Genomic DNA, 24848 nt, shown 5'->3' on the forward strand with positions numbered 1-24848 from the left:
CCGTCGACCGCGCCGGAAGTGCTCGCGGCCCTGCGCAGCGCGTGGGGTTCAGCGCTTCGGCGCGCGGCGTCGAGAGCCCGACTTCACATCTTCATGAACATGAAGGTGCGCAAAATCTCGCCGAAATCCGCATGTTCGAATGCGACGGTCCGCGGCCCGTGGTTCCGGGCGCCCGGATACCCGCTTGCGCGATAGACGCCCGTCGGGTTGTTCATCTCGATGACCATCTCGTACGATGAGGCGAGGGTCGGCGCCGCGCCGCGACCGCTCGTCAACGCGCTCTCGACGCCTTCGCGGATCTGCTGACGGGCGCGCGCGGGCGCGATCGAATTGGTCGCCGATCCATGGCCGATCCGCGTCGCGACGGTCGCGACGCCCGGAACCGTGCGTTGCGCATCGACGCATATTTCGGCGTCGCCGGAAAGAGATACGGACGGCACGCCGTAGCGGGCGGCGCAAAGCGCGTTCATCGTGAACTCCGAGGCGACCTCGCCATTCAGGAGCAGGCGCGAGATCCGCAGGTTGGTGGTATGGGCGAGCGGGTTAGCCTCGCTTCCCGCCTTCGCGTGATAACCCGTGTGGATCGCCGCTGCGAAGCAGGCGTCGAAGCCGAACATCATCGCGTCGGGATGCCCAGACCAGGCACGCACGATCCGCGCATATTCCGGCAGGCGATCGACGATCAGGTTGCGGGCGCTGTCATGCGCGTCCTAGACGACGACCTCCGTCGCCCCCGCCGCCCGGGCGCCTTCGCAGGCGGCGACAACCTCCGCCGTCATCAGCGAACGGAACTCGGCCCAGTCGGGATGGGTGCGCTCGGCCTCGTCCCAGTGCGCAATACCGCCGGCGCCTTCGATGTCGGCGGAAATGAAGACTTTCATCTGACGGGGTTCTCCTTGAGCCAGTCCGCCAGCGCCGGAAACAGCCGGCCGTCGCGGCCGGGTGTCGCGGGCGCCATGCACAATGCGTTCAGCGCGGCCTCCTGCGTCGCTTCAACCGCGGCGCGGAACGCGATATCGATCAACCCGTCCGAGAGGCGCCTCTGGGCCGCGAAAGGCGCAGGCGGCTCATGCTCAACCGGATCGGCGGTGGTGAAGCAGAGCGCGATATCGCCGCTGCCGTTGCCCCAGAACGCGCCCAGCCGCGCAACACCGGCGCCCGCCCGCCGCGCGACGCGCTGCAACTGCCGATCGCCAAGCGGCAGGTCCGTGGCCAGAACTACGATGACGGAGCCCCGTTCCGCCGTGGTGTGGCCGCCCGGATCGGGACGGCGTCCGTCCGGCAGCGTCAGATCGCCGGGCAAGCCGAAATTCGCCAGGACGAGCGCGCCGAGGACATGCGCTTCATCTCCGACCGCGAGCCGCCGAGAGGCGGTTCCGATTCCGGCCTTGAACCCGAATGCTGTCATGCCCGAGCCGGCCCCGACGGCGCCCTGCGCCACAGCCCCGCCGCGCGCCGCGTCGAGCGCGGCGAAGACGTCGGCCTCCGTGACCGCGAGCGCCTGAATGTCGTTGATCCGCCCATCGTTGCATTCGCAGACCAGCGCGTTGACCGTCGAGGTCTCGCGACCGATAGCGGGATTCGCCGTCACGGCCCTTCGGATCAGGGCCTGCACGCAGGGCGCGACGCCGAACGTATTGGTCAGCAGGATCGGCGTCTCGATCATGCCGAGTTCCGCAACCTGCATCAGCCCGGCGGATTTGCCGAACCCGTTGATGATCTCGACGGCGGCGCGGGGCTTCAACCGAAAGATGTCGCCCGGATAGGGGATCACCGCCGTCACGCCCGTGACGACGCCCGCCCCGCGCAGATCGCTCCTCCCGACGGTCACGCCCGCCACATCGGTGATCGCATTCAGGGGGCCGGTCGCCAGCCCGTCGCGGATCAATCCAAGTTCGCGCGCCGTCTTCATAGGCAGTTTCTCCCCCGTGCCGACCCCGACCATTACGGAGCGAACCACCCGCGGCCGGGCCGCATGCATCCGGCGCGCGCCACTGGAATACATCGTCCGCGCCGGCGCCCGGCGCTTCCAGAGGAACCGTCGCATCAAGCATAGCAAAGCGGGCGCGCGAGCCAATAGCCCCACGCCGCGCCGGGCGCATGCTCGCCGCATCGTTCACCCCCAGCGCATTGACGGATCGCGGCGTCCGTCCGATGTTGACCATCTGAGAAGATGACGAAGCGATACGACCTGCGGGAGAGAAAGCATGACGATCCGCGTGCGTCCGTCGGGCGGCCCGCTCGGCGCCGATATCGAGGGCGTCGATCTCAAGGCGCTCGATTCCGCCGGTTTCGCGGCCGTCGAAGCCGCGCTGCACGAGCATCTCGTCATTATCGTGCGCGATCAGGAACTCGAACCGGCCGACCTTGTCACCTTCGCCCGCCGCTTCGGCGAACCCGAGCCGCATGTCATCGACCAGTTCCACCACGCGGCGGACCCCAACGTGCTGATCCTGTCGAATCGCAAAGATGAACAAGGCGAGAATATCGGACTGGCCGACGGCGGCACCTATTATCACACCGACTATTCCTACCTGTCGACGCCGGCGCGCTGCACGATCCTCCACGCGATCGAAATCCCCGAAGGCGAGGCCGGAACCACCTTCGCCGACCAGCGCGCCGCCTACGAGGCGCTGCCCCCGGACGACCGCGCCCGTCTCGATCCGCTCATCGCGCGTCACCATTACGGCAATCGCGACGATCTGGACAAAGGCTCGCGCACGGTCGCTTCCGTCCTGTCCGCCGATCAGGATGCGAAGATGGCGTGGGAGCGCCACCCCCTGGTGCGGCGTCACCCGCACACCGGCAGGGCCGCGCTCTACGCGGTGTCCGGTTCGTCCTTCGGCATCGAAGGCATGGACGAAGCGGAAGGGCTCGACCTTCTGCGCCGGCTCGCAAGGCACTCCACCAGCGCCGCCTTCACCTACCAGCCGCACTACCGCCCCGGAGACATCATCGTGTGGGACAACGCCTCGCTCCTCCACTCCGCGCCGCTGATCAGCGCCGAGGACCCGCGCACCCTCTGGCGCGTCACGGTGAAGGAGGCGGGCCCGACGCTCCCCGCCTGAGCGCCACGCGGCGCAGGAGCCCGGCCTCACGCGCCTCCGCCAGGCATGCGGCTCCCATCAAAGTCTCACGCCGCGCTCGTCGAGACGCACGAAGACCGTCCGTACTCGCATAGGGTTCGCGGATGGCGCCGAACCGTCCCGGATCGCCCGGCTTCACCGCCGCCTTCGGCGGAAAGTCGTGCAAGAGCGCGCCCTCGGCCAGCCGAATTCTGCGCGTCGCCGCCCTATGCGGCCCGGAGGTCCGGAACCACGCTCCGCTTGCTCCGGTCGGCTTCCAGGAAGAACGGAGCGACTGCCGTCGCGTGCGGCGCTTTCCCTTCCACGAAGCTACGCCCCCGCGGCCGCATCGCGCGCGGCGAGCTTCTCGGCCATCACGAGCAACTGGCGCGCCTGTTTCAGATGCGGCATGTCGTACATCTTGCCGTCAATGCCGATGGTGCCGAGACCAGGGTTCTCCTCGAAGGTGGCGACGACGCGCTTCGCATGGGCCACCGCTTCATCGCTCGGCGTGAAGGCCCGATTGATGACCTCGCTCTGCGCCGGGTGGATCGCCATCTTGCCGACGAAGCCGGAGTTCATGTCGCGCGCGCAATCCTCGCGCAGCGCCCCCTCGTCCCTGTAGTTCACGTTGACCGTGCCCACCGCCTGCGCGTCGATCGCCCGCGCCGCAGAAAGACAGAGCGTGCGCGCCAGCCGAAACGGGTCATCATATTCGCCGGTGCGCGGATGGCGGTTGCCGGCGGCGCCCAGCGCCGCGGCGAGGTCCTCCGCGCCCCAGGTCATCGCCGTCAGCCGGGACGTCACGCCATTGAGATAGCTCTCGAACCCCAGAAGCGAGGCCGCCGTCTCCGTCGCCACGCAGAAAATCCGTGTCGCGCCCGCGGCGATCCCTTCGCGCACCTCCAGCGCGGAAAGGAAATCGCCGAGCCGGTTCACATCCGCCGCCGAATCCGCCTTCGGCAGCACGATCCCGTCCGGACGACCCGGCATGATCGCGGCCAGATCGGGAAGCGAGAACTCATGGCTCAGCGGGTTGATCCTGACCCAAAGCTCCTGGCGCCCCCGGTCGGCGTTGGCGGCGAGGAATTCCCGAGTCAGCCCGCGCGCCACCTCCTGCCGGTCGTCCGCGACCGAATCCTCCAGATCGAGGATCAGCGCGTCGGCGGCGTTCCCGCGCCCCTTCGCCAGTTTCTTTTCGCTGTCGCCCGGCACGAAAAGCCAGGACCGGATGATCGACGACATTACGCCTCCTCCTTCTTCGTTACGGTTGCGCCGGGAACGCCGGCGTAGCTGATGCGCGGATCGCGGGCGGAAACAGTCTCGCAGGACATGCCCGGCCGCGCCATGACCTGCGCGCGCCGATCGTGAAGCAGCACGTTCGCATCGGCGATCAGGTCGGGCGCGCCCATCTCCTTGCTCCGCTCCGGTCCGATCCGGCGCGCCGGCCTCATGTCGCCGAGGGTCCGCATCGCACTGTGCGCCATCGGCATAGCGGTGTGATCGGCGATCCTCACGCCGTCGCGCGCCGGTCTCACCTTGTGGCGTCGGGCGGCCGGAACAGCGGGATCGCCTGACCGTTCGCGGCGGCGCCGAACGCGACCTCCACCTCCTGTCCGACACGCAGCGTCTCCGGGTCGGCGTCGACAATATTGGTCAGCATCGTCACCCCTTCCTCTAGCGTCACATAGGCGATGGCGTAGACTGGATCGGCCCGGCGCATCACCGAGAAAGAATAGATGCGCCCGCGCCCGGCGGTTTCCCGCCACTCTGTCCGCTCGCTCATGCAGAACGGACAGAGCGCGCGGGGATAGAAATGCGGCTCCTTGCATTCCATGCAGTATTTCACCAGTAGCTTGCCGTCGTTCGCAGCCTTCCAATAGGCCTCGGTCTCCGGATTGATCACCGGATCGGTGTGCTCGCGCATCTCCAGAATCATGCGTCGCTCCTTCCCAATATGACGGTCGCGCTGCCCGAGCGCTGGGATATTTGTCCGCCGGTCCCGTGCGCCAGCGCCAGGTCGCAATCAGGAACCTGCACCTTCGGATGCGCCTCGCCGCGCAGTTGGCGCACCGCCTCGATCACCTTGGTCATCGAACCGCGATTGTTCGGGTGATTGTTGCAGAGCCCGCCGCCATCGGTGTTGAAGGGCAGCTTGCCGACGCCCGAGATCAGGTTCCCGTCCGAGACGAACTTCCCGCCGTCGCCCTTCTCGCAAAACCCGAGATCCTCCAGCGTCTCCAGCACCGTGATGGTGAAGCTGTCGTAGATTGACGCGTACTTCATATCCGCCGGCGTCAGTCCTGCTTCCTCGAACGCGATCGGGCCGGAGCGGCGCGCGGCCGTCCATGTCAGATCGACCCTGCCGCCATTGGTGTGCTTCACCGCCTCGCCCTGCCCCAGCACCTTGACGCAGCGATCGCCGAGCGCTTTCGCGATCTCCGGCTTCACGACGACCAGCGCGCCGCCGCCATCGCTGATGATGCAGCAATCCAGCCGGTGCAGCGGGTCGGCGATCATCGGCGAGTTCACCACATCCTCCACCGTCACCACGTCGCGCAGCATCGCATGTTCGTTGTGCTGTGCATGGTGGGAGGCCGCGACCTTGATCCAGGCGAGTTGCTCGCTCGTCGTGCCGAATTCATGCATGTGCCGCCGCGCGGCCATGGCGTAGAGATTGGTGACGGCCGGGCCATAGGGGAACTCGAAGCCCCGCTCCGGCATGTCGGCGCCGTGGTCGCGCGCGCCGAGCGCTTTCACGCCTTCCGCGCGCGGGCGTCCCGCCAGCGTGACCAGCGCGACATCGCATTTCCCCGCCGCGATGGCCTGCATCGCATGGCCGACATGCACGATATAGGAGGAACCGCCCGTCTCCGTCGCGTCCGTGTATCTGAGGTTGAGCCCCATATACTCGGCCATGGAGAGCCCGCCGAGCCCCGGCGCCACGCCGTCGCAGAAATAGCCGTCCACGTCCTTCTTGGTCAGCCCGGCGTCGCGAAGCGCCCCGAGCGCGACCTCGGCGTGAAGCTGCGGCGTGGTCTTGTCGACCGCTTTCCGCGTTGGATGCTCGTAGACGCCTGCGATCCAGGCCTTGGCTTGTCGCGCCATGCGGTTCTCTCCCCCGTTACCCTTCGGTCAATAGAATTTCGGCAGGTCGTGCGTATTCTTGGCCAGATAGCACAGCATCATCCGCGGCCCGTCTTCTCGATCTCGCGGAGCACAACGTGGCGCCGATTCGGGTCGGTGCGGAAAGGCCGCGGCCCCTCGATCGGTCGCTCCGCCTCGGAACCGCCTTTCGTCCGCGCGGTCAGCAGCATCTTGTTCACCACCCGCGCGGCGAAGATCCAGTGATCTTCGCCCGAGATCACGTAATTCTCGCCATCGCGCGCCGCCCCGCCCCCAGCCGGGTCGCATCCGGCCCGGCCATTGGCTTCGTCATCGCGGAAATCGCCTTGGCGCAGAGTTCGACCACGAGCCGCGCCGCGTCGCTCGACGCCCTTCTCGACGTGGCGTCGGTGACGGTCACATCGCAGCCGGCCAGGGCCATCTTGTCGATCGACGATCTGATTTACATACTCTCGTATGTATCCGCGTGGCGACCGAAGCGGCCGCGCCGAACAGTCCGCGCATGCCCCGTGGTTCAACCGCTCCGCGCCCCCGCATCAGCGACCAGCGCCCGCAGCTCCGTCTTCACAACCTTCCCGTAATTGTTCTTGGGCAGGCGCGGCAGCGCGAGATAGGCCTTCGGCCGCTTGAAGCGGGCGATCATTCCGCGGCAATGCGCGTCCAGCGCCGCCTCGTCGAGCGCGCGCCCCTCCACCGTCACGACGCAGGCGACGACCTCCTCGCCCCAGTCGGGATGGGGCCGGCCAACGACCGCGACCTCGTCCACATCGGAATGATGCAGCAGCGCCTCCTCGACCTCTCGCGGGTAGATGTTCGCGCCTCCCGAAATGATCACGTCCTTGGAGCGATCGTGTAGCGCCAGCATCCCGCTTTCATCCAGCGCGCCCATGTCCCCGGTGCGGAGCCAGCCGTCTACGAGCGTCTCGCGCGTCGCTTTCTCATTGCGCCAGTAGCCCTTCATGACGGCAGGACCGGCGACCTCGATCTCACCGATCTCGCCGGTCGGCAAGACCCGTCCGTCAGGGCCGACGATCCTGATCCGCGAAACCGCCTGCGCGTAGCCGACCGAACCCGCCCGCGCCCGCCATTCGGCGTGAGCGCGGTCAGACACGATCTCCCGCGGCAGAACCGAGATCGCCATCGGGCATTCGCCCTGCCCGTAGATCTGCACGAACCGGTCGCCCATGACCTCAACCGCATCGACGATATCGGCCAGGTGCATCGGCCCCCCCCCATAGACGATGGTGTCGATCCCCTCGCCCGTCCCGCCGGTCTTTCGCATATGCGCAACGAGCCGGTGGATCATCGTCGGCGCCGCGAACATCGAGACGCGCCCGATCTTCGGCGCGAGGCCGGCGATCTCCGTCGGCTCGAAGCCGCCCGATTCAGGACAGACATGGCGCGCCCCGGCGATCGCGAACATCAGGCTGTAGAGGCCGGCGCCATGCGACATCGGCGCCGCGTATAGCGTCGCGTCCCGCCGCTCCACCGGCGAGACATCGGCGAGATAGCCGAAGGCCATCGCCGCCAGGTTGCCCGCCGAAAGCATCACGCCCTTCGGCCGGCCGGTCGTCCCAGAGGTGTAGAATAGCCATATGAGATCGTCGGCGCCGATGGACGCGGGGGCCGGCATGGGCGCCGCCGCTTTCAGCCGGTCGAACGGCGTCCCCACCATGACAATTTCGATATCTGCGAGGCCCAGCGCCGCCAGCGGCGTTCCGACATCCTCGCTCGCCAGAACGAGTTTCGCGTCGGAATCGCGAAGGATGAATCCTGCCTCCTTCGGGTGGAGCTTGGCGTTGATCGGCACCGCGACGAGGCCGGCGTGCCAGACGCCGTAGAGCGCCTCAAGATACTCTGTCCGGTTGGTCATGAAGATCGCGACGCGCTCGCCCCGCTCCAGCCCATGCGCGCCGCGAAGCCCTGCCGCGACGCCTGCGGTCGCGCGCGCGAAACCGGCATAGTCCGCGACCAGCGCCTCGCCTCTGAACAGCGCCGGCGCGTCGGGCGTGACGCGCGCCGCCCGCATGATCCATTCAGCTGGGTTCATTTCCGCCCTCCCGTCCTTTTCACGACAGCACCCATTAGAAACCCGCCTTCGGCGCCAAAAGCGAGAGCGCCGGGAACAGCACGATGAGCGTGGAGACGCCGGCGTCCAGCCCAACCGGCGGCGTGATCAGCCTGGGATGGGCGCCAAAGGAGACGAAACTCTCGGCGCACGCCATGATGAACAACACCGCCGCGCGCGATGGCGAAGCTGCGCCAGTCCAGCTTCCGCACCGCGACGCCGCGGCGCATCGCAAATGAAAGAAGGCTCCCGTCCAGGTGGCGGCGAATATTTCGCCGCAGATGCCGCCCAGTGTGACGATCCGAAAGAGAGGAGCGCAAGCGCGATCCCGAACCTCGCGCACCAGTTCTGCGCCGGGGGCGCACCCGCTCTGCGGCGAGTCGTCGACGTCCGGCGGTCTCACCTCGGCCAACGCGGGCGTCGCCGCGACAAACGCGATCGCTGGCGGGGCCGCCTTCAATCCGTTTGCTGGCATGTAGGCGCCTGCGCAATCCGCCGTCGCCCTGCGCCCGCTTTTCACACGAGTCGTCATGCCCGGGGTTTCTCCCGGCCTTCCGTACTGGCGCCGCCAAGGATTCCTGAAATCTCGCCGGCCGCCGCCACTGACAGCCGCGCGAAGCGCTCCGCCTCCCGCCGCCCGCGGGTGATCGGCGCCGCGATCACCAGCGCCGCCGCCAGCGCGCCCCCGGCCCCCCGGATCGGCGCGGCGAAGCCGGCCGCATCGGCCGAATATTCTCCGAAAGTGATAGAGACGCCGCTCTCGCGCAGAACCTGCAATTGGCCCTCCAACACCTCCGGGTCGGTCACGGTCGCGTCGGATTTCTTCTCCAGCGCGGTCGTCTCGTAATAGGCCCTTCGCGCCTGCTCGCTCCGTTCCGCCAGGAACAGCTTGCCGCAAGCCGTGGCGTAGAGCGGCCGCCTGGTGCCGACCGGCACGGCGTAGCGCACCGGGTTCGGCGACTCGGCGATCTCGACATAGGTCAGATGCGCGCCGTCCGGGTCAAGCGTCGCGAGCAGCACCGATTCGCCGCTCTCCTCCATCGCCTTTTCCAGCGACGGCCGCGCGATCTGGCTGATCGTCTTGCCGGCGAGGATCGCCGAGGCGAGCGCGAAGGACTGCGGCCCGAGCGAATAGAGCGCCCGCTCGCGCGCAAGATAGCCCTGGTCGGCCAGCGCCTTCAGCGTGGATGAGAGCGAACTCTTCGGAACGTCGAGCCGGGTCGCGATATCGGAAAGACTCAACCCCCGCGGGCTAGCCGCGAGCAGACGCAACAGCGCGAAGGCGCGCGGCAGCACCATTGGCCCGTCCTGACGAACGACGCCGCTCATATCGCCAACCCTCCGGCGAGCGCGCACACATTGCTCAGGGATCGGTAACGAATTCCTGTATCCGAATTCGCATCAGCGCGCGGCGCCAGATCAAGCATTCCCGCCCCGCGCTCCGATACGCGGATCGAGTCGCATCGCCTCCATCGTTAGCCCGGCGCCGCCATCCACCGGAATCAGCGCGCCGGTGACATAGCCCGCCATGTCCGACGCGAGGAAAAGGCACATGTTGGCGATGTCCTCGTTCGACCCGAGCCGCTCCAGGGGAATGGAGGCGCGCCGCCGCTCCAGCGCCGCCTCGTCGGAGTAAAGCCGGGCGACCCCGCCGCTATCCGCGATCGGGCCCGGCGAAACCGAATTGATCCGCACGCCATGATGGCCCCATTCCAGCGCCAGCGTCCGCGTCAACTGATCGACGCCCGCCTTCGCCGCGCAGACATGGCCCTGCCCGCTCATCGCGCGCCAGGATTGCGGCGCCGTGATATTGACGACCGACGCGCCCGGCTTGGTCAGATGCGGAAAGACCGCGCGCATGACGTGGAACGTGCCGAGCAGGTCGATCTCCATCACCGTCCGAAAGGCGTTGGAGGACATCCCGTTCACGAGGGCGAGGAAATTGCCGGCGGCGCCTGAGATCACCACGTCCAGCCCGCCCATCTCCGCGGCGGCCCGCGCGACGACGCCCTCGACCGCGCCCATGTCGCGCACATCGGCGGCGCCGCCCCCGGCCCGACCGCCATGCGCGGAAAGCCGCTCGACGGCGGCCCCGACCTTCGCAGCGTCTCGCGAGAAAACGAAGACCGCCGCGCTCGCCTTCGCGAACCCTTCCGCCACGCCAAGGTTGATGCCGCTCGTTCCGCCCGCGACGAGCACCCTCTTGCCGGAGAAATCCAGGCTCGCCATGGCGCTCACCGCCCCCGGAAAACGGGTTTGCGCTTCTCGTTGAAGGCCGTCACGCCCTCGACCCAATCCTCGCTCGCGGCGCAGCGGCCGAAGCTCGCGGCCTCCATCGCAAGTTGGGTCTCGAGGTGATTGAGCGCGGCGGCGTTCATCAGCTTCTTGATCCCGCCATAGGCCAGCGTCGGCCCGTCCGCGAGTCGCCGCGCCAACTTCGCGGTTTCCTCCGCCAGCGTTCCCGCCGGCGCGATCCGGTTGATCAGTCCCCAGTCGAGAGCCTGATTCGCGTCCATCCGGTCCGCCAGCATCGCGATCTCCTTGGCCCGGCTCAGCCCGACGAGCCGCGGCAGCCAATAACTGCCGCTGGCGTCCGGCGTCGTCCCGATGGCGGAATAGGCGAAGCGGAAGATCGCTTTCTCATCGGCGATGGTCATGTCGGCGGCCATCATGAAGGACATCCCCGCCCCCGCCGCCGCGCCCTCCACCGAGGCGATCACCGGCTTCTCCATCCGGGTCAGGGAAATCAGCATCGCGTCGAGATTGTGGATGCGCCGCTCGAAATAGGAGCGCCGCCATTCCGGCGTCTCTCTGGTGAATTCGAGAAAGCTCTTCACATCGCCGCCGGCCATGAAATTGCCGCCGGCGCCCTTCAGCACGACGCAGCGCACCTCGCGGTCGGCCTCCAGTTCGGGAACCACGTCGAACATCGCATGGCGCATCTCCAAGGAGAACGCGTTCAGCTCCTTCGGACGGTTGAAGGTCAGCGTCGCGACGCCATCCACGACATCAACAAGCAGGTGATCTGTCATCCGGCGGCTTCCTCTCTCTCCCTTCGCCTCGTCATTTCAGGCGCTCGCGCGGCCACGGTCGCGCGCGACCCGCCCGCCAGCGAGGGCGGCGACGCGCGCGATCCCAGAGCTTGTCGCGGCTTCGCCCGGGGCCTTGTCGCAATGGACGATGGCGCCCTTCGCGGCCTGGGATATCTCCGCGCTCTTCACTCCGCAGGCGCGCGCCTCGTCGACATGCACCCCCGCCTCCCCTCAGTACGACTTCGGCAATCCCAGCACCTTCTCGCCGATGAAACTGGCGATAAGCTGTTCGGAGACCGGCGCGATCCGCGCGATCATCACTTCGCGGAGCAGCCGCTCGACATGGTATTCCTTGGCGTAGCCCATGCCGCCATGGGTGAGAACGGACTGCAAAGCCGCATCGTATCCTGCTCTGGCGCCAAGAAACTTCGCAGCGTTCGCCTCCGCGCCGCAGTCCTGGCCCGCGTCGAAAAGCTCCGCCGCGCGCATCACCGTCAGCCACGCCGCCTCCAGATGCATCCAGTTCTCCGCCAGCGGGTGCTGGATGCCCTGGTTCTGCCCGATCGGGCGGCCGAAGACCTCCCGCTCCATCGCGTAGCCGGCGGCGCGGCGCAGCGCATCCTCGCCAATGCCGACGCCCTCGGCCCCGATCAGGATGCGCTCGGGGTTCATCGAGTGAAGGATATAGCCGAAACCCTTTCCCTCCTCGCCGATCAGATCCTCATCGGGAATGAAGAAATCGTCGAAGAAGATCATGTTCGAATCGACGCATTTCCGGCCCATCTTCTCGATCAGCCGCACTTCGATCTGCGCGCGGTCGAAATCGGTGTAGAAGATCGAAAGCGCCTGCGTCGGCTTCCTCGCGTCCTCCGGTTTCGTCGTCCTGGCCAGCAGCATCAGCTTGTCCGCGACCTGCGCGGTCGAGTTCCAGATCTTCCGCCCGTTGATCAGCCAGCCGCCATCGACCTTCTTCGCGAAGGTCTTGATCGCCAGCGTGTTCAGCCCCGCATCCGGCTCGGTGACGCCGAAGGCGACCTTGTCCTCGCCCCGCACGAGGCGCGGCAGCCAACGCTTCTTCTGCTCGTCCGAGCCGAAGACGACGATCGGGTGCGGGCCGAACATCGAAATATGGATCGCGGACGCCGCCGACATCGCGCCCTGCCGGGCGACCGTGTTCATCATCACCGCCGCCTCGCGCACGCCCAGCCCGGCGCCGCCGAACGCCTCCGGCATGGTGACGCCCAGCCATCCGCCTTCGGCGATCGCGTCGCGGAACTCGTGCGGAAAGCGCCCGTCCGCATCGCGCGCGAGCCAGTAGTCGTCGCCGAATCTTTCGCAGACCGCGGCGACGCCGTCGCGGATGGTCGAAAGATCGTCGGAAAGCCGCCGTCTCATCCCAGTCCTTTCATCGCGCCGCGAACCGGCGGGCATGCGTCTCCGCCTCGCCCATACGCGTCGTCAGCAACAAGAGCCGTTCATGGAAACGGCCGATCTGAAGCGCGCCGGTCCTGCCGACGCCGCCCTGCTCCTCGGGCCATGAGGGGACGAGCCGCCCTACCCGGCGGCGCCTTCCGCGGAAGGAGGCCGCGCGAGGAGCGGACGCGCATTTCATCCGGACGGTTCTGGCGCGGAAATGCCCGTGCCTCACCCCGAAAGGCGCGGTCCGCATCGTTGACTGCGAGCGGCATCGCGATCACCGGTCAGGCGGGCCGCTTGCGCATCAGCCCGACCCGCTCGCAAGTCGCGACCAGTTCGTCCCTTTGGTTGAAACCCTCATGCCAGAACGTCACCAGCCCGTCATTCGGGCGCGACTTGCTCTCGCGTTTCGCCCGGATCGTCGTGCGCGCATGGATCGTGTCGCCGTGGAAGACCGGCTTCGGGAAGTTGATCTCGCCCATCGCGAGGTTGCCAACCGTGGTGCCCAGCGTCGTCTCCTGCACCGTCATCCCGACCAGGAGGCCGAGCGTGAAGAGCGAATTGACCAGCGGCTGGCCATATTCGGTTTTCGAAGCCATGTCGAAATCGATATGCAGCGGCTGGACGTTCAACGTCGCATTGCAGAACCACATGTTGTCCGACTCTGTCACCGTGCGCCGAACCGAATGCTCGAACACCTGCCCGACCTCGAACTCCTCGAACCACAAACCCGCCATCGAATTTTCCCTCTGTTTCCGCCTTGGCGAAAGTTGGTCGCCAGTTCGTATTTCCGAAACTCGTTCCCTTAATCGAACGATATTGACCAGTTCGCGCCGCGTCAACGCGTTGATTTCCACGTGACGGAGGCTCAGGATAACTGGACAACATATTGAACAACAATAACGATACAGGGTGAGGCGGCTCAGCGGCGTGAAAGTCGCGGACTCGCCTCTTCCGCCCAGGCCGGTCTCCAGCCCGATCCTCTCCGATCTCGGGGCCGGTCTGATCGAGGTGGGGCCGCCGACAGGTGGACCCGCGCGACGCACTGGCGCGGGCGGCGCATGGGGGCGCACTTGAACCCACTGGCGTTACCGGCGTAATTGGATCCATATATGAAATACCGTTTCAACTGTTGAAATATACAGATCGAAACGCCAGACCAGAGGCCCTCATGAGCGACATGATCGCAGAAACGGCCAACCGGCTCTTCGCCGCTCATGAAGAGGCGAGCCTCGCCGCGCATCCCGCCAAAGCCGCCGAAGGCGCGGCGCGCTGGACTCCCGAACTCTGGCGGGAGATCGAGGAGCTCGGTTTCCCGCTGGCGCTCGCCCGGGAGAGCGAAGGAGGCTTCGGCCTCGCGCCGCTGGAGGCGCTCTCGCTCCCCCGCATCGCGGCGGCGCATTGCGCGCCGGTTCCCCTGGCCGAAACCATGCTCGCCAACTGGTTGCTGACGATCGCCGGCCTCCCCGCCGCGAGCGGACCGGCGACGCTGGCCTCGGGGGTGGAGATCACCGACAACCGGCTGTCCGGCGCCGCGGCGCGCACGCCCTATGGTCGCCACGCCGCCACGACCGTCGTCCTTGGCTACGGGCCGGGCGGGAAGACGCTCATCGCGCGCGCCGGCCGGGCGCGGGTCGCAAGGGAGGGCTTCAACCTCGCGGGCGAGCCGCGCGACGATCTCGACCTTGATACGGCGGAGGCCGAGGTCGCGCCGTCTCCGATCGGCGCGAACGCGCTTCCCGCGCTCGGCGCCACGCTGCGCGCCCAGCAACTCGCCGGCGCGATGGAAGCGACGCTCGACCTGACCGTCTCCTACGCGCGCGAACGTGAACAGTTCGGCCGGCCCATCGGCAAGTTTCAGGCGATCCAGCAGAATCTCGCGGTGATGGCGGCGCAGACCGCCGCCGCCCGCGCCGCCGCCGACATGGCGGCCGATGCTCTCCCGCGCGCGCTGAGCGCGCCGGAAGATTTCGCGCTGATCGCCGGCGCCGCGAAGCTCCGCGCTTCGGAAGCCGCCGGAACAGTCGCGGCCATCGCCCATCAGACGCACGGCGCCATCGGCTTCACGCAGGAATACCAGCTTCACCCGCTGACCCGCCGGCTCTGGGCGTGGCGCGATGAATACGGGTCGGAGGGGGTCTGGGCCGAGCGACTGGGCGCGCGCGTCGCAGCGGCGGAGGCCGACCTGTTCTGGCCCGCGCTCACCGCGATGGACGAGGGGGAGGACGCGGCATGACGGCGCTGAGCTTCAGTCCGCCCGAAACCGGATCCATCCAACCGGAGCTTCGCGCGGAAGTCCGCGCCTTTCTTCACCGAACGCTCGGTCCCGATTACGGACCGGGGCTGAAGGCGCGAAGCTGGAATGGTCACGACCCGGCCTTCAGCCGCGCGCTTGGGAAACGCGGCTGGCTCGGCATGACATGGCCGGCGGAGTATGGCGGCCATGACCGGTCCGCGCTGGAGCGTTATGTCGTTGTGGAGGAACTGCTCGCTCACGGCGCGCCCGTCGCCGCGCACTGGATCGCCGACCGCCAGAGCGCGCCCTTGATTCTGCGCTATGGGACCGAGGCGCAGCGCCGCGAAGTCCTGCCGCGCATCGCCGCCGGGGAATGCTATTTCTGCATCGGCATGAGCGAAGCGGGAAGCGGCTCCGACCTCGCCGCCGCGAAAACCCGCGCGCGCCCGGTCGCAGGCGGTTTCCGCGTCACTGGCGCCAAGCTCTGGACCACCTATGCGCACGCGGCCCATTACATGATCCTCTTCTGCCGGACCGGTGCGGCGGAGGATCGACATGGCGGCGCCAGCCAGCTTCTCGTCGACATGGCGACGCCGGGGATCACGGTTTCGCCCGTCCTCGACATCGCCGGCGAGCACCACTTCAACGAGGTGACGCTCGACGACGTATTCATCCCCGAAGACGCCCTGATCGGCGAACTCGGCCAAGGCTGGGAGCAGGTGATGAGCGAGCTCGCCTTCGAGCGGAGCGGGCCGGACCGGTTCCTCTCCACCATCGCTCTTCTGACCGAACTGATCCGTGCGCTCGAACCCGATCCGGACGCGGCGCAACGGCGGGCGATCGGGCGGCTGACGGCGCATCTGATGGTGCTGCGGCGCATGTCGCGCTCGGTCGCAGGCATGCTCGCGCGGGGTGAGAATCCGATGCTGCAAGCCACTGTGGTGAAAGATCTCGGCACAAGTTTCGAGCAGGAAATACCGGAGATCGCGCGCAGCCTGATCGCAGCGGAGGCTGAGCCGGGCGCGGGCGACGCATTCGCGCAGGTGCTGGCGCGCACGATCATGACCGCGCCCTCGGTTTCGCTCCGCGGCGGCACGCGGGAAATTCTGCGCGGGATCATCGCGCGCGGCCTCGGATTACGCTGAACGGAAGGATATGCAATGACCCTCGTGCTGAGCGAAACCGACGATCAGGGAATCGTCACCATCACCCTCAACGACCCGGAGACCCGCAACGCGATCTCCGACCATGACATGATCGAGGCGCTACTGGCGGCCATCGCCGCCGCCGACGCCGACCCGAAGGCGCGCGTCGCGATCCTGACCGGCGCGGGCACGGGGTTCTCCTCCGGCGGCAACCTGAAGAAGATGGGCGCCTCCGGCGGGTTGAACGACAAGCAGCCGCCGAAGACGCGGCTGAACTACAGGCGCGGCATCCAGCGCCTGCCGCTGGCTTTCGAGGCGCTGGAGATCCCGGTCATCGCGGCGGTAAACGGCGCCGCGATCGGCGCGGGATGCGACCTGACATTGATGTGCGATGTGAGGGTCGCGGGAGAAAGCGCGAAGTTCGCCGAGAGTTTCGTGAAGCTCGGCATCGTTCCGGGCGACGGCGGCGCATGGCTTTTGCCGCGCGTCGTCGGCTGGTCGAAAGCCTGCGAAATGGCGCTGACCGGGGACATGGTTGACGCGGAGGAAGCCCTGAGGATCGGCCTCGTCTCCCGGGTCGTTCCCGACTCCGAACTGATGGAGGCGACGCGCGAAGTCGCGCTCCGCATCGCGGCGAACCCCCCGCATGCGGTGCGGATGACGAAACGGCTGCTGCGCACCGCCGGCCAGCAGAGCCTCGGGGATATTCTGGAAGCCTCCGCCGCCTATCAGGCGCTCGCCCACACCACCGCCGACCATGCCGAGGCCGTGGCGGCGATGCGCGAGAAGCGCAAGCCCGTTTTCGGCGGAGAATAGGCGCGCTCACCCCTCGCCGCCCGCCGGCAATCCGCCATCGCGAAAGGCCGCCGCAAGTTCGCTTGCGGCGGCGCGGAGCCGGGGCGGCAGTTCGCGCCGCGCGCGATCGGCGCTCATGGCGTTGCGAAGATACATGACGTTGAGCGCGCCATGCGCGCGCCCGTTCCCGCCCATCACCGGAACCGCGAGCGCGCTGGTGAGGCCGGCGTACTCGGCCTGGCTATACGCCTCGTCCATCTCGGCGCAGCCGGCGCGGCGAACCTGACGCAGCAGCGCGGCGATCGCCGCGTCGGACGGCCCGCCTTCCGGGCGGGCGCGCAGACGCGCGACGATCTCGGCGCGCTCCTCGGCCGGGCAACTGGCGAGATAGGCCCGCCCGATCGAGGTCGGCAGGATCGGGGCGCGAAAGCCGGGCCTGCGGTTCAGGAACATCGGCCCCGGCTCGCGCGAGGTTTCCGCGACGATCATCGCGTCGCCGTCGCGGAGCGCGAAATCCGAAGGCCAGCCAATCTCCGCCCGGAAGCGCGCCAGCACCGGCGCCGCAAGATCAGCCGCCACGCGGAGCCGGTCGAAACCGAGGCTCAGTTCCAGTACCAGCCCGGCCACGCGGTAGCCCCCCTCGTCCTTGTCGCGCCTGACGTAACCGGCGTGGATCAACGTCTCCAGCATCCGCACGATGGTCGCCTTGTCGACGCCGGTCTCCTCATGGAGGGCGCGGACGGTGGCGAGCCCCATGCGGCTGACGCAACGTAGCACCTCCAGCCCGCGAAGGAGCGCGTTGACGGGTTTGTATGACGGCATGGCGCGCCCCGCGGTCTTGGCTGGGGCGATGATCGCATTGAAACGCCGCTTCGCACAGTGAAATCTGCGCTCAGGCCCCCGGCCCGGCCATGAGCCGGAGCGGCGTGTATGTCATGACCACTTCGCCGCGCTGGTTGACCACCTCATTGCACGTCCGCACCAGCCCGCGCCCGCCCTTCGACGCAGGCCGGATCTCGGTCACCTCGATCTCGACATGGATCGTGTCGCCCTCGAGGACCGGGCCGTTCACGTTCAGCTCCATGTTGAGAAAGGCCAGACCGGTGCCCTGCGCCGTGGCGTTCAACGACAGGCCCTCGGCGATGGCGTAGACCAGCGCGCCGGGCGCGGGGCGGCCCGGAATGGCGGAATGCGCCTTCCGGTATTCGGAATCCATGAACAGCGATTCCAGCATGCCGGCGAGGGTCACGAAATTCACGATGTCGGTTTCGGTGATCGTGCGCCCGAAGGTCTTGAACCGGTCCCCGACCGCAAGCTCCGTCCAGCGGAAGCCTTCTCCGAGAAGTTTCATGCGGGATCTCCTCTTGCTGCGGCGGAGGCGCCAAGTTGGGTGGGTGAAGCCAGGCGCCGCGACGCCCAGAACGGCGCGGCCGCGAACGCGACACAGATGATCGAAAAGATAAAGGCTGCCTGATAACCACCTGTAACGTCGTGCAATGCGCCGGATATCCATGCGCCGGCGGCGGAGCCGAAGGACATGGTCATGTAAACACCGCCAAAGATCGCGCCGACCGACCCGCCTGCGAAGATCCGCGCCGTGAGCGTGGAGACGATCGGACCGCGCGCCCCCTGGCAGGAGCCGAACGCGAGCGCCCATAGCGCGACCGGAAGCACGCCCGGCCAGAGCGGGAAGGAGAAAAGCGCGAGCGTTCCGATCAGCGTCCCGGTGAAGGAGATCGTCGCCGTGACCCTGAACCCGATCCGCGCCGCGAGCGCGCCGGCGGTCAGCATCCCGCAAATCGAGAGCAGCCCGGTGGAGCCGTAGGCGAAGGCGGCGTCGAGCGGGGCGTAGCCGTTCTCGATGAGATAGGGCACCGCTTGGATGGTGATGGAGTAGACCGCGCAGGCGGTGAAGAAGAAAACCTGCGCGAGCAGCCAGAACTCCCGCGTGCGGAGCGCGGCGCGGACGCTGAATCCGGACGCCGGAGCGGCCTGCATGACGCCGCGCGCGCGAGGGGTGACGCCCGTCCGCCCCGCGCCAATCCGCCGCCATGGCAGGAGGACCAGCAACGGCAGCGCGAAGAGCGCCCCGACGGAAAGCGCGCGCCACGCCGCGCGCCAGCCCCACGCGTCGATCATGATCTGCGCGACCGGGGCCATGGCGAGGATGCCAAGCCCCATGCCGGAATACGCGATCGCCACGGCGATACTCATGTTGCGGTCGCACCAGCGGCCGATCAGCGCCGCCGCCGGCACCATGCCGAGAAGCGAGGCCGACAGCCCGCAGAGGACGCCGATGGAGAGATAGACATGCCAGAGCGCCTCGGCCGAGGCGGCGGCGCGCATCGCCGCCACGAGAAAGAGAACGCCCGCGCCATAGGTCGCGCGCGGGCCGAACCGGTCCAGCGCCATGCCCGCGAGCGGCGACATCAGCCCGGTCACGATGAGATAGATCGAATAGGCAGTCGTTATGTCGGACCGGGTCCAGCCGAACTCGGTTTCGAGCGGCAGGACGAACACCATGAAGGCGTCGGCGAAGCCCCTCATTATGAAGTTGAAGATAAATGCCGTCGCGACGACCAGAGCGGCCATGCGCGTCATCTCGCCCGGCTCGGCGAGTGGTCTGGCGTCACTATGACTCATGGCGCGGGGGTGGCCCGTTTCCTTCCTTCACCGGGCCGCCGCTGCTGCCGCGCGGCCGGTATGCGGCATCACTGCGCCGTCAGCGCCTCCCTGAAAGCGCGCGGGATCTCGGCGCCGACGCAAGCGCGCAAATTCATGGGGTCTTTCCCGACTTGCTCGTCTTGTCCGGGCTTCGCCGCGCCCCGGTCGGGGCGCGGCGAGACCGGTCATTTCTTCAGGGCGTCGCGGAAGGCGTTCAGAACATCGGTCCCGGGGCGGCCGAAACCGTCCTGCTCGGCCGCCCATTCGGCGCTGACCTCAGCCATCATCGCTTCCAGCTTCTCGGCGTCGGCTTCGGGGAAGTCGACGAACTCGACACCACCGGCCGCGATGGTCGCCTTGTCTTCACCCGCCAGCCGTTCGGCCGCCTCGCAGGCGGTGCGGTTCGCGTTCTCTCCCGCATCGCTCAGCACGGCCTGCATTTCAGGCGAGAGCGCGTTCCATTTCGCCTCCGAAATCATGTACGTCGCAACGAAGGAGCCGAAGTTGAGCCCGTGCGTGGCGTAGCTGAGATGCGGCGTGAGATCATAGGGAAGCACGCTCGAATACGGGAAGACGATGGCGTCGACGGTTCCGCGCGACAGCGCCTCACGCGCTTCGGGCGCCGCCATCTGCACCGGCACGCCGCCGAGCTTGTTGATCGCGATTTCCTTCGCGCCGCCGGTGGAGCGGATCTTCAACCCCTTGAAGCTGTCGAGGCCGGTGATCTCTTTTGTCGAGAACATCTGATAGGGTGAGAGAACCAGCACCATCAGCACGCGCACCCCGTTCGGCGCGTATTCCGCCTGATCGAGGACGCCGCCGGGCTTCGCGATCTCCCAGAAGGCCATGGTGCCTTCGCAGGCGGTGGTGAAGGCCTCCGGCAGCTCGCCGACCGAGGAAAGCGGCAGCTTGTCGCTGACATATGAGGCGCCGACATAGCCGATATCGGCGACGCCGGTCTGGGTGAGGTTGAGCATGTCCTTCGCCTTGCCGAGTTGCTGGGCGGGGAAATATTCAAACTCGGTCCCGGTTTTCTCCGTCACCTCGTCCATGAAGGGCTTGAGGAGGTTCTCGGCGATATAGTGACCCACGGGAAAGCTGTCCGCGACGCGGATCGACTCCGCCGAGAGCGCGGGGCCAGCCGCGGTCAAGATCAGCGCCGCGCCGGCGACGAATGCAGTCGTTCTCATTGATTTCTTCTCCATGTCGTTCTGGTTCAGTTCATTGTGGATGGAAGCCACAGGATGATCGCGGGAAAGGCCGCGAGCAGCGCTATGACGACGAGATGCGCCCAGACATGGGGCATCACGCCGCGAAAAAGCTCCCCCAGCGGGCGCCCCGTGTAGCGCGCGACGACGAAGACGTTCAGCCCCAATGGCGGCGTCACCATACCCACCTCGGCGGTGACGACGACGAGGACGCCGAACCACACCGGATCGAACCCCAGTTGCAGGATCAGCGGCAGCACGACCGGCACTGTCAGGATCAGGATCGCGATCTGGTCCATGAAGAAGCCGAGGATCAGGTAGCCGATCAGGATGAAGCAGAGGATCGCCCAGCGGGACATCTCCAGCGCGCCGACCCATTGGGTGATGTCGTTGGTGACGCGCGTGAGGGTGAAGAAATAGCCGAAAACATGCGCGCCGAGGATGATGAAGAGGATCATGCAGCTGGTCTGCGCGGCGGAGCGGAGCGCATGCGCGGCGAGGCGGAGCGTGAGTCGCCTCTCGGAGATCGCGATCAACATGGCGAAGAACGCGCCGAGGCCCGATGCTTCGGTCGGCGTCGCGATCCCGGTATAGATCGTCCCGGTGACGGCGAAGAACAGGATCACCATCGGCCCGACGCGACTGAGTGACGCGAATTTCTCACGCATCGTGTGGGGCCTGCCCTTGGGCGCCGCCGACGGGTCGAGCCGGACGATGACCGCGATGGTGAGCATGATGGTCATCGTCACCATCAGGCCCGGAACCACCCCGCCGATGAGCAGCGCCGAGATCGGGATGTCGGCGATGATCCCGTAGAGGATGAGCGCGATCGAGGGCGGGATAAGCATCGACAGCGTGCCGGAGATGGCGACGACGCCGCCCGCGACCTTCGGATCGTACCCCTGCTCCAGCATCGCCGGGATCGAGGTGGAGGCGAGGGTCGCGGCCGCCGCCGTGGAGGAGCCGGAGATCGCCCCGAACCCCGCCCCGGCGAGGGCGGCGCCCATCGCCACGCCGCCCCGGAGCCGCCCGACCCAGATCGTCGCGGCGCGGAAGAGGTCGTTCGCGACGCCCGAAATGATGACGAACTCCGCCATCAGGATGAACATCGGGATGGTGATGATCTCGTAGTCGTTGGCGGTGGATAGCGGCGTCGTCTTGAGAATTCCCTCCAGCACCGGCTGGCCGCCGAAAAGATAGAGTCCGACCGCCCCGGAGACGCCCATGGCGAGCGCGACCGGAAGCCCGACGATCAGAAAGACGACGAGAAGAACCAGAACGATGACGACGCTCATTCGCCATGCTCCGCGGCATGATCCGACATGGCGGAGGCGGGCGGCTCGTCGGCCAGTTCCCGCCCCGTCGCGAGCGCGGCGGCGTGGCCGAACGCCCGCCATAGTATCCGCAGCGCGAGGGCGGCGGCGCCGACGGCGACCAGCGCATACGCGGGCCATGTCGGCCAGGGCACGGTGGCGGCGATGCGGTCGTCGCCGACCCACGCGGAGATCGCCTGCTCGAGCGCGAGCCAGGCGATCAGCCCGATGAAGGGCGCGGAGATCCCGTAGCCGAGGAAGAGGCCAAGATGGCGGATGGAGCGGGGCAAAAGCGGTCGCGCCACGTCGAGCGCGATATGGCCATGGGCCCGCATCGTGTCGGAGAGCGAGAGGAAGAATACCGCGACGACAAGATAGATGCCGATCAGGCCGTAGGACCAGCCGAGCGGCGCGTTGAAGAAGTAGCGCATCGCGACGTCGACCGCGACGATCACCATGATCAGCGCCATCGCCACGCCGGCGACCGCGGCCAGCGCCACCTCCAGAGCGCCCAGCGCGCGCGAGACAGGGTCGCGTCGCGCCGCGCCGCTCATCGACCGCTCTCCGGCGCGATCAGCGCGCCGGCGGCGATCAGCGCTTCGATCTCCTCGGCGGCGTAACCGGCTTCGGCCAGGATCTCCACCCCCTGCTCGCCCTGCCTCGGCGCGAGGCGCGTCGGCGCCGCCTCGCTGCGCGAGAACTTCGCCGGAATCGCCATGGAGCGGATGCGCCCCTCGGTCGGATGATCCACCTCCGCGAAGAAATCCACCGCATCGAGATGCGGATCAGCGAGGACGGACTCGAAATCATGCATCGGCATCGCGGGGATGTCGGCCTCCTGTAGAAGCGTGAGCCACTCCGCCGTCGTCCGGGTCAGGAATATTTCGCCCAGTTCCGCGTAAACCTCGTCGATATGGGCCATCCGGGCGGCGAAATTCACGTAGCGCGGATCGGCGTCGGGCATCTCGGGCCGGCCGATCGCGGCGAAGAACCGCCGCCAGTGGCCGTCATTGTAGATCAGCGCGCAGACATGGCCGTCCTTCGTCGCATAGGGGCGCCGGTCGGGCGCAAGATGGCGCGGATACCCGCCCTCGTCGAGCGGCGGCTGGAAGGTCAGCCCGCCGAGATGATCGGCCATGACCATGCTCACCATCGTCTCGAACATCGGAATTTCGACAAGCTGGCCTTCGCCTGAGCGTTCCCGCTCCACCACCGCGGCGAGGATCGCGTTCACCGACGCCAGTCCTACGATGCGGTCAGCAATCGCCGTCGGAACGTAGGACGGTCGGCCCCCGGTCACGCGGGCGTAAAGATAGGGAAGGCAGGCGCCCCCCTGAATGAGGTCGTCATAGGCCGGGCGCGCGGCGTAGGGCCCGTCCTGCCCGTGCCCGACCATCGCCGCCTGAATGATGCGCGGGTTGACGCGCGCGATCTCCGCGGCGGAGAGGCCCAGTCGCGCCATCGCCTGCGGACGGATGTTGTAGGCCAGAATATCCGCGCCGGCGACGAGGCGAAGAAGCGCGGCGCGTCCCTCTTCCTTTTTGAGGTCCAGCGAGATCGAGCGTTTCGAGCGGTTCACGTTGAGGAACATCGGGCCCATGCCCTTGTTTCGCGCCGGTCCGATCTGCCGGACGAGGTCGCCATCCGGCGCCTCGACCTTGACCACGTCGGCGCCGAAATCGCCCAGAATCTGGGTCGCGTGGGGACCCATGAGAACACTCGTCATGTCCACGACGCGAAGTCCGTCGAGAGGGCCCATCCCCGCGTATCCTCCAGCTTATCATTTTGTCCATATATATGGACAATTATTGCACGTGTCTGGATACTCCTATACGCGCTATCTCGCCGTCAATGTGAAAGCGACGCGCGAAGCGGGCGGAACGCCGCATCGGCGGGAGGCGCGCGGCGGCGCGCGCATGGGGGAGGAACGGTTGGATGATCGTCCGCCAGGCCCGGAACGTTCTGAGGTTGCTGGAGTTCTTCGCGGAGAAGAAAGCGCCGGCGACGCTGGCGGAGATCTCCGCAGCGTTCGGCTGGCCCAGATCCAGCACCTACAACATCCTGACCACACTCTCCAACGCCGGCTTTCTCTACGAACCGCGGGCGCGCGCCGGGTTCTACCCCACGCCGCGCTGGCTTCAACTCGCCCAGGAGATCGCGGAGGCGGAGCCGATCCCCGAGGCGCTGACCGGCCTGATCCACGACCTGGCCGAAGGCACTGGCGAGACCGTCTGGATCTCGGCGCCCAGCGGGCTCCACGCCGTCATGCTCCATGTCGTCGAGAGCCGGGCGCCGGTGCGCTACGCGGCGCGGCCGGGCGACCGCGTGCCGATCCACGCCACGGCGTCCGGTCAGGCGTTGCTCGCGCAGATGCCGTCGCGCGATGTCGACGTGATTCTACGCAAGGCCGACTATGTGCGCTACGGCGCGGGAACGCCGATGACGCGGGCCGAAGTCTTGAAAGGCCTTGAAGAGGGGAAAGCCCGCGGCTGGTTCGCCAGCGCCTCCAACTATAGCGCCGATCTCGGCGGCGTTGCGGCGCCCGTGGCGATGGCGGGGCGCATCTTTGCGGTCACCGTGGCCGGCCCGCTCTTTCGCGTCGGCGACCGGATGGAGGAGACGGCGAAATACTTGATCGACGCACTCGCGGCGCTGACCCCTGCCTGAAAGAGCGCCGCCGTCATCGCGAAGCGATCCGGCCGATCCGGTGACTCGCGGTCCCTCGATATCCGCGCATGAAAGTCCGCACGCCGCAACGCTCCCATTGGCGCCAGGAGCGC

General features: G+C 67.5%; 27 protein-coding genes and 1 pseudogene. 6 read left to right on the forward strand and 22 right to left on the reverse strand.

The window, feature by feature from the left end:
• Positions 1-83: 83 nt before the first annotated feature.
• Both G5B40_RS05865 and G5B40_RS05870 read right to left on the reverse strand, forming a co-directional pair.
• A pseudogene (locus tag G5B40_RS05865) lies at positions 84-881 on the reverse strand (M55 family metallopeptidase).
• Positions 878-1912 carry a DmpA family aminopeptidase gene (locus G5B40_RS05870; RefSeq protein ID WP_165096218.1) on the reverse strand — a complete coding sequence of 345 codons (1035 nt, stop codon included), beginning with the start codon at positions 1910-1912 and terminating at the stop codon, positions 878-880. The pseudogene G5B40_RS05865 and the gene G5B40_RS05870 overlap by 4 nt, the downstream one beginning before the upstream one ends.
• Positions 1913-2207: 295 nt before the next feature.
• On the opposite strand from G5B40_RS05870, the gene G5B40_RS05875 reads away from it, so the two are divergent.
• Entirely contained in the window at positions 2208-3068 is an 861-nt protein-coding gene (locus G5B40_RS05875; RefSeq protein ID WP_165096220.1) for a TauD/TfdA dioxygenase family protein, read from the forward strand.
• A 327-nt stretch (positions 3069-3395) separates the two neighbouring features.
• Here the strand turns inward: G5B40_RS05875 and G5B40_RS05880 are convergent, their stop codons facing one another.
• From G5B40_RS05880 to G5B40_RS05910, 7 genes are all read right to left on the reverse strand, one after another.
• A complete protein-coding gene (locus G5B40_RS05880) occupies positions 3396-4310 on the reverse strand; it encodes an HpcH/HpaI aldolase/citrate lyase family protein (protein ID WP_165096223.1) in 915 nt (304 codons plus the stop codon).
• Positions 4310-4537, reverse strand: coding sequence for a hypothetical protein (locus G5B40_RS05885; protein ID WP_165096226.1), 228 nt, complete (start codon positions 4535-4537; stop codon positions 4310-4312). The genes G5B40_RS05880 and G5B40_RS05885 overlap by 1 nt, the downstream gene beginning before the upstream one ends.
• 62 nt (positions 4538-4599) lie before the next feature.
• Positions 4600-5004, reverse strand: a complete 405-nt coding sequence (locus G5B40_RS05890) for a Zn-ribbon domain-containing OB-fold protein (protein WP_211907423.1) — start codon at positions 5002-5004, stop codon at positions 4600-4602.
• Positions 5001-6173: a thiolase domain-containing protein gene (locus tag G5B40_RS05895; protein WP_165096228.1), complete on the reverse strand. Its 1173-nt coding sequence runs from the start codon at positions 6171-6173 to the stop codon at positions 5001-5003. The genes G5B40_RS05890 and G5B40_RS05895 overlap by 4 nt, the downstream gene beginning before the upstream one ends.
• A gap of 77 nt (positions 6174-6250) precedes the next feature.
• Positions 6251-6433, reverse strand: a complete 183-nt coding sequence (locus tag G5B40_RS05900) for a hypothetical protein (protein ID WP_165096231.1) — start codon at positions 6431-6433, stop codon at positions 6251-6253.
• The gene (locus G5B40_RS05905; protein WP_165096233.1) at positions 6430-6612 is read right to left on the reverse strand and encodes a hypothetical protein; all 183 of its coding nucleotides are present in this window, start codon (positions 6610-6612) and stop codon (positions 6430-6432) included. The genes G5B40_RS05900 and G5B40_RS05905 overlap by 4 nt, the downstream gene beginning before the upstream one ends.
• A gap of 93 nt (positions 6613-6705) precedes the next feature.
• Entirely contained in the window at positions 6706-8241 is a 1536-nt protein-coding gene (locus G5B40_RS05910) for a class I adenylate-forming enzyme family protein (RefSeq protein ID WP_165096236.1), read from the reverse strand.
• Between the two features lie 83 nt (positions 8242-8324).
• Here G5B40_RS05910 and G5B40_RS05915 point away from each other — a divergent pair, with 83 nt between their 5' ends.
• A complete protein-coding gene (locus tag G5B40_RS05915) occupies positions 8325-8498 on the forward strand; it encodes a hypothetical protein (RefSeq protein WP_165096239.1) in 174 nt (57 codons plus the stop codon).
• Between the two features lie 289 nt (positions 8499-8787).
• Here G5B40_RS05915 and G5B40_RS05920 read toward each other — a convergent pair whose 3' ends face one another.
• From G5B40_RS05920 to G5B40_RS05945, 6 genes are all read right to left on the reverse strand, one after another.
• Positions 8788-9588, reverse strand: coding sequence for an IclR family transcriptional regulator (locus tag G5B40_RS05920; protein ID WP_165096241.1), 801 nt, complete (start codon positions 9586-9588; stop codon positions 8788-8790).
• Positions 9589-9678: 90 nt separating this feature from the next.
• On the reverse strand, positions 9679-10488 hold the full coding sequence (locus G5B40_RS05925) for an SDR family oxidoreductase (RefSeq protein ID WP_165096244.1): 810 nt from the start codon (positions 10486-10488) through the stop codon (positions 9679-9681).
• A 5-nt stretch (positions 10489-10493) separates the two neighbouring features.
• Positions 10494-11291, reverse strand: coding sequence for an enoyl-CoA hydratase (locus G5B40_RS05930; RefSeq protein ID WP_165096246.1), 798 nt, complete (start codon positions 11289-11291; stop codon positions 10494-10496).
• A gap of 36 nt (positions 11292-11327) precedes the next feature.
• Complete coding sequence (locus G5B40_RS05935; protein ID WP_165096249.1) at positions 11328-11510, reverse strand: hypothetical protein; 183 nt, start codon at positions 11508-11510, stop codon at positions 11328-11330.
• 12 nt (positions 11511-11522) lie between these two features.
• Complete coding sequence (locus tag G5B40_RS05940; RefSeq protein WP_165096252.1) at positions 11523-12686, reverse strand: acyl-CoA dehydrogenase family protein; 1164 nt, start codon at positions 12684-12686, stop codon at positions 11523-11525.
• Between the two features lie 305 nt (positions 12687-12991).
• Positions 12992-13444, reverse strand: coding sequence for a MaoC family dehydratase (locus tag G5B40_RS05945; RefSeq protein ID WP_165096254.1), 453 nt, complete (start codon positions 13442-13444; stop codon positions 12992-12994).
• A 434-nt stretch (positions 13445-13878) separates the two neighbouring features.
• Between G5B40_RS05945 and G5B40_RS05950 the strand changes: the two genes are divergently transcribed.
• Genes G5B40_RS05950 through G5B40_RS05960 form a run of 3 tightly spaced genes read left to right on the forward strand, consistent with a single transcriptional unit; the run spans position 13879 to position 16904 of the window.
• Positions 13879-14943, forward strand: coding sequence for an acyl-CoA dehydrogenase family protein (locus tag G5B40_RS05950; protein WP_165096257.1), 1065 nt, complete (start codon positions 13879-13881; stop codon positions 14941-14943).
• Positions 14940-16088 carry an acyl-CoA dehydrogenase family protein gene (locus G5B40_RS05955; protein WP_165096260.1) on the forward strand — a complete coding sequence of 383 codons (1149 nt, stop codon included), beginning with the start codon at positions 14940-14942 and terminating at the stop codon, positions 16086-16088. Before G5B40_RS05950 ends, G5B40_RS05955 begins: the two co-directional genes overlap by 4 nt.
• Before the next feature lie 15 nt (positions 16089-16103).
• Entirely contained in the window at positions 16104-16904 is an 801-nt protein-coding gene (locus G5B40_RS05960; protein ID WP_165096263.1) for a crotonase/enoyl-CoA hydratase family protein, read from the forward strand.
• Positions 16905-16910: 6 nt separating this feature from the next.
• Here the strand turns inward: G5B40_RS05960 and G5B40_RS05965 are convergent, their stop codons facing one another.
• The 7 genes from G5B40_RS05965 to G5B40_RS05995 all read right to left on the reverse strand — a co-directional run bounded on the left by G5B40_RS05965 (position 16911) and on the right by G5B40_RS05995 (position 23779).
• The gene (locus G5B40_RS05965; RefSeq protein ID WP_165096265.1) at positions 16911-17705 is read right to left on the reverse strand and encodes a helix-turn-helix domain-containing protein; all 795 of its coding nucleotides are present in this window, start codon (positions 17703-17705) and stop codon (positions 16911-16913) included.
• Positions 17706-17775: 70 nt separating this feature from the next.
• Positions 17776-18234 carry a MaoC family dehydratase gene (locus tag G5B40_RS05970; protein WP_165096268.1) on the reverse strand — a complete coding sequence of 153 codons (459 nt, stop codon included), beginning with the start codon at positions 18232-18234 and terminating at the stop codon, positions 17776-17778.
• Positions 18231-19526 carry an MFS transporter gene (locus tag G5B40_RS05975; protein ID WP_165096271.1) on the reverse strand — a complete coding sequence of 432 codons (1296 nt, stop codon included), beginning with the start codon at positions 19524-19526 and terminating at the stop codon, positions 18231-18233. Before G5B40_RS05975 ends, G5B40_RS05970 begins: the two co-directional genes overlap by 4 nt.
• A 206-nt stretch (positions 19527-19732) precedes the next feature.
• Positions 19733-20737 (reverse strand): TRAP transporter substrate-binding protein, encoded by a 1005-nt coding sequence (locus tag G5B40_RS05980; RefSeq protein WP_165096274.1) that lies wholly within the window; start codon positions 20735-20737, stop codon positions 19733-19735.
• A 26-nt stretch (positions 20738-20763) separates the two neighbouring features.
• Complete coding sequence (locus G5B40_RS05985) at positions 20764-22050, reverse strand: TRAP transporter large permease (RefSeq protein WP_165096277.1); 1287 nt, start codon at positions 22048-22050, stop codon at positions 20764-20766.
• Positions 22047-22622 (reverse strand): TRAP transporter small permease, encoded by a 576-nt coding sequence (locus G5B40_RS05990; RefSeq protein ID WP_165096279.1) that lies wholly within the window; start codon positions 22620-22622, stop codon positions 22047-22049. Before G5B40_RS05990 ends, G5B40_RS05985 begins: the two co-directional genes overlap by 4 nt.
• Positions 22619-23779, reverse strand: coding sequence for a CaiB/BaiF CoA transferase family protein (locus G5B40_RS05995; protein WP_246209717.1), 1161 nt, complete (start codon positions 23777-23779; stop codon positions 22619-22621). The genes G5B40_RS05990 and G5B40_RS05995 overlap by 4 nt, the downstream gene beginning before the upstream one ends.
• 224 nt (positions 23780-24003) lie before the next feature.
• Here G5B40_RS05995 and G5B40_RS06000 point away from each other — a divergent pair, with 224 nt between their 5' ends.
• Entirely contained in the window at positions 24004-24735 is a 732-nt protein-coding gene (locus G5B40_RS06000) for an IclR family transcriptional regulator (RefSeq protein WP_165096285.1), read from the forward strand.
• Positions 24736-24848: the final 113 nt, after the last annotated feature.

The sequence above is a fragment of the Pikeienuella piscinae genome, assembly GCF_011044155.1.
In the GTDB taxonomy this organism is placed as follows: domain Bacteria; phylum Pseudomonadota; class Alphaproteobacteria; order Rhodobacterales; family Rhodobacteraceae; genus Pikeienuella; species Pikeienuella piscinae.